3 protein-coding genes are annotated in these 5,057 nt (G+C 66.7%); all 3 read left to right on the forward strand.

Annotation, left to right across the window (positions count from 1 at the left end):
• Positions 1-1,964: cation-translocating P-type ATPase (locus B3D39_RS19150; RefSeq protein WP_286789967.1), on the forward strand; the 1,964-nt coding region annotated here is incomplete at its 5' end.
• 120 nt (positions 1,965-2,084) lie between these two features.
• Positions 2,085-3,824: an acetate--CoA ligase gene (acsA, locus tag B3D39_RS19155; RefSeq protein ID WP_274962132.1), complete on the forward strand. Its 1,740-nt coding sequence runs from the start codon at positions 2,085-2,087 to the stop codon at positions 3,822-3,824.
• On the forward strand, positions 3,821-5,057 hold a 1,237-nt coding region (gene pdhA, locus B3D39_RS19160; protein ID WP_286789968.1), incomplete at its 3' end, for a pyruvate dehydrogenase (acetyl-transferring) E1 component subunit alpha. The genes acsA and pdhA, both read left to right, overlap by 4 nt.

Below are 5,057 nucleotides of genomic sequence, written 5' to 3' on the forward strand. Positions count from 1 at the left end.
TCAGCCAGCTTGCGATGGCGGCCAGCACGGAACCCACACCGCTCGAACACCAGTTGACGCGGCTCGGGCAGCGACTGGTCTGGCTGACGATCGTTCTTGCAGTCGCGATCATCATCACGGGGCTGGCGCAGGGCCACCCGCTCACCAGTATGATCCAGACCGGGGTCGCCCTTGCCGTGGCCGCGATCCCCGAAGGCATCCCTGTTGTGGCCACCTTGTCGCTTGCGCGCGGGATGTGGCGCATGGTGCAGCGCAATGCCCTGATCAGCCGCCTGTCCTCGGTCGAGACGCTCGGGGCGACGACGCTGATCCTGACGGACAAGACCGGGACACTGACCGAGAACCGGATGAGCGTGGTGCAGGTCTTGCTCGACGGGGGGAGCGTGGATCTGGATGGGCCGGAGACCGGTCTCGCGGAGGACCGTCTGCGAGCGGCGTTGAAGATCGGCATGTTGTGCAACAATGCCGAGCTGGGCGACGGCGATGAGGGCCGGATCGGCGACCCGACCGAGCTGGCCTTGCTGAGTGCGGCACGACAGGCGGGGGTGACCGAGGACGAAGCGGAGCCACGCCTGCTCCAACATGCTTTCGAGAGCGATAGCCTGATGATGGCGACCGTCCATGCGTTGCCGGACGGGGGCGCGCTCTATGCAGTGAAGGGCGCGCCCGAGGCGGTGATCGCCTCTTGCTCCGAGGTTCTGGGGGCGGAAGGCCCGCGCCCTCTGAGCGCCGAAGCCAAGGCGGACTGGATCGCGCGGAACGCGGACGCCGCGAGCGAGGGGCTGCGTGGGATCGGCCTCGCGATGAAGCGGACGGACGGGACGGAGGACGCGCCCTATGAGGGGCTGACGCTTGTCGCGATTGCCTGCCTCGCCGATCCGTTGCGCAAGGATGTGCCCCCCGCGATCGCGGCCTGCCAGAGCGCCGGGGTCCGGGTGATCATGCTGACGGGCGATCATGCCGAGACCGCCGCGCGCATCGCGAAGGATGCCGGGATCAGCGGAAACGGCGCGGTGGCGATCGAGGGGCGAGACCTCACCGGGCTCGATCTGGAAAACGCCCCGGAGGAAACGCTCGACCGCCTGCGCAAGGCCAGCGTCTTCGCCCGCGTGGCTCCGGCGACGAAGCTGGACCTCGTCAGCTTCTATCAGCGCGAGGGGGAGACTGTCGCGATGACGGGCGACGGGGTGAATGACGCGCCGGCGCTGAAGAAAGCCGATATCGGCATCGCGATGGGCCAGCGCGGCACCCAGGTCGCCCGCGAGGCCGCGCATATGGTGCTCAAGGACGACGATTTCGCGACCATCGTCGAGGCGGTGCGACAGGGCAGGGTGATCTTCGGTAATATCCGCAAATTCATCGTCTACCTGATGTCGTGCAATCTCTCGGAGATCCTTGTGGTCGGGATCGCCGTGGGAGTGGGGCTTCCTTCACCGCTCCTGCCGCTGCAGATCCTGTTTCTCAATCTCGTCACCGATGTCTTCCCCGCGCTGGCGCTCGGTTTGGGGCATGGGGACGGCCATGAGATGCGCCGCCCGCCCCGTGACCGCGCCGAGCCGATCCTCGCACGCAGGGAATGGGGGCGCATCATTGCGCTCGGGGTCATCGTGACGCTGGCGACGATGCTGGCTTTCGGGGGCGCGCTCTATGGTTTGCAGCTTGCGCCCGCCGCCGCCGTCACCGTGGCCTTCGTCACACTCGCGCTGGGCCAGTTGTGGAACGTGTTCAACATGCGCGAGGCCGACACCCACGCCCTGCGCAACGATGTGACGCGCAACCCCTATGTCTGGGGGGCGCTTGTCCTGTGTCTCGTGCTGATCGCCGGGGCGCTGTGGCTGCCGGGGCTCTCCGATGTGCTGCAGCTGCCGTCGCCCGGAATCGCGGGGCTGACGCTCGCCGGGGCGATGAGCCTGCTGCCGCCGCTGCTGGGGCATCTGGTCGTATCGCGCGCAACCCGCAGATAATTTCCGCTCCCGCGTTGAGCCACATCAATGAAACTGCCTCCTGTCTACGCCTAGGGAAGATCATGGCCGTTCGTGACAGGGGGCGGCCCATCGACTGGCATCACCTTGGGAGGAGGCGTGATGACTTGGGCGATTATCCAGAAGTCGGATGCCGAACGGGCAGCCGCTACGCTGACCGATGAGGTCCGCGAGGCGTTCACATGGGACACCGCGCGGGCGATGCTCGACGGCTTTCCCGACGGCGGGTTGAACATCGCCTACGAGGCGGTGGATCGGCATGTCGCCTCGGGGCACGGCGGTGACGAGGCCATTCTGTGGCTGGGCAAGGACGGCGCGCGAGAAAGCCTGAGCTATGGCGATCTCGCCGCCCGGACCGCGCGCTTCGCCAATGTGCTGACAAGCCATGGGCTGAAACCGGGCGACCGGCTCTTCGGTCTCGCGGGGCGGGTACCCGATCTCTATGTTGCCGCGCTGGGCACGCTGAAAGCCGGGATGATCTTCTCGCCGCTCTTTTCCGCCTTCGGGCCTGAACCCTTGCGCACCCGGCTCGAGATCGGCGAGGCCAATGCGCTGATCACGACCGCCTCGATCTATCGCCGCAAGATCGCTGCGTGGCGCAACGAAATCCCCTCCCTTAAACTGGTGCTTATCATCGGCGACGATGCACCCGACGATTGCGTCGCACTCGGCCCGGCGATGGCGGCGGCCTCGGAGGAGTTCGAGACGGTCCGCACGGCCCCCGAAGACCCCGCGCTGATCCATTTCACCTCCGGCACCACGGGCCGCCCGAAAGGTGCGGTGCATGTGCATAATGCAGTCGTGATGCACGCCGCCGCAGGGCGCTACGCGCTCGAGCTGACGCCGGGCACGCGCTACTGGTGCACCGCCGATCCGGGCTGGGTGACGGGCACCTCCTTCGGGATCATCTCGCCGCTTGTGACCCGGGTGCGGATGGTCATCGACGAGGCCGATTTCGATCTCGACCGCTGGTATGGCATTCTCGAGCGCGAGCAGATCGAGGTCTGGTACACCGCGCCCACCGCGATCCGCATGATGATGCGCGCAGGCAAGGAGGCAGCCGCGCCTTACGATTTCTCGACGCTGCGGTTCATGGCTTCGGTGGGCGAGCCGCTCAATCCCGAGGCCGTGGTTTGGGGCAACGAGGTCTTCGGCAAACCCTTCCACGACAACTGGTGGCAGACCGAGACCGGCGGCATCATGATCGCCAATACCCGCGCGATGGATGTGCATCCCGGCTCGATGGGCAAGCCGCTGCCGGGGATCGAGGCGGGGATCGTGGAGCGTGTCGATGATGGGCTACGCGAGTGCAAACCCGGCGAGATCGGCGAATTGGCGCTGCGCCCGGGCTGGCCCTCGATGATGCGCGCTTACTTGCACGAAGAGGCGCGCTACAAGAAGTGTTTCGTGGATGGCTGGTATCTCTCGGGCGATCTCGCGATGCGCGATGCGGAGGGCTATTTCTGGTTCGTCGGACGCGCTGACGATCTCATCAAATCTTCCGGTCACCTGATCGGTCCCTTCGAGGTCGAAAGCGCGTTGATCGAGCACCCGGCGGTGGCCGAGGCTGCCGTGATCGGCCTGCCGGACGAGACCGCGGGCGAGGTCGTGAAGGCCTATGTCGCGCTCAATCCGGGCTTCGAGCCATCGGAAGACCTCGAACGCGACATCCGGGGCCTCGCGCGCAAAAAGCTCGGCGCGGCGGTCGCCCCGCGCGAGGTGGTGTTCCGCAAAACCCTGCCGAAGACCCGTTCGGGCAAGATCATGCGCCGTCTGCTGAAAGCGCGCGAACTGGGCCTGCCGGAAGGCGATATTTCGACGCTGGAGAGTGACGAGACATGACTGCCGACAAACCGCATCTGACCCATGACCACATCCGCGAATTGCTCACGGCGATGATCCGTGTGCGCCACTTCGAGGATAAATGCGCCGAGCTCTACACGCAGGAGAAAATCCGCGGCTTCCTGCATCTCTACGATGGCGAGGAGGCGGTGGCCTCGGGCGTGATCCCGCGCCTTGGCCCCGAGGATCGCGTCGTGGCGACCTATCGCGAACACGGCCATGCGCTGGTGCGCGGCGTGCCGATGGAGCGCGTGATGGCCGAGATGTATGGCAAAGCCACCGGCGCCTCGGGCGGGCGGGGCGGCTCGATGCATATCTTCGACGCCGAGCGCAATTTCTATGGCGGCAATGCGATCGTGGGGGGAGGGCTGCCGCTGGCCGTGGGCCTCGCGCTGCGCGACCGGATGATGGGTGCGCCAAACGTGACCGCTTGCTTCTTCGGCGAAGGCGCGGTGGCCGAGGGCGAGTTCCACGAGTCGATGAACCTCGCGCAGCTCTGGTCGCTGCCGGTGCTGTTCGTGTGCGAGAATAACGGCTACGCGATGGGCTCGGCCCTGGCGCGGACAGAGGCCGAGACCGACATAAGGCGCAAGGCGGCGGCCTATGGCACGGTGACGGAACAGGTCGACGGGATGGATGTGGTCGCGGTCGAGGCGGCCACCCGCCGCGCGCTCGCCGCGATCCGCGAGACCGGCAAACCCTATTTTCTCGAATGTCTGACCTATCGCTTCCGGGCGCATTCGATGTTCGACGCCCAGCTCTATCGCGACAAGGACGAGGTGGCCGCGTGGCGCGAGAAGGGGCCGATCGTACGGTTCCAGACCTGGCTTTACAAGAGCGGGCTGATGCATCCCGAGGCGGTCGCGCAGATCGAGGCGGACGTCGAGGATGAGATCGCCGCTGCCGTCGCCTATGCCGAGGCGAGCGAGTGGGAGCCGCTCGAGACGCTCACCCGCCATGTCATGGCAGAGGACCGCCCCACGCCGCCCGCACCGCCCGAACCCAGCGCCGAGACCGTCGAGATGACCTATCGCGAGGCGGTCAAGCAGGCCATCCGCGACGCGATGACCCGCGACGAGCGCGTCTTCCTGATGGGCGAGGATGTGGGCGCTTACGGCGGGTGCTACGCGGTCTCCAAAGGGTTGATGGACGAATTCGGCGAGGATCGCATCCGCGACACGCCACTGTCGGAGTCCGGCTTCACCGGGGCCGGGATCGGCGCGGCGGCGGCGG

The organism is Thioclava sp. UBA3469 (assembly GCF_002378135.1).
GTDB lineage: Bacteria > Pseudomonadota > Alphaproteobacteria > Rhodobacterales > Rhodobacteraceae > Thioclava > Thioclava sediminum.

Bases quoted from the DNA above. Each gene is read 5' to 3' on its own strand.
- acsA (WP_274962132.1), top strand. From the start codon at position 2,085: ATGACTTGGGCGATTATCCAGAAGTCGGATGCCGAACGGGCAGCCGCT.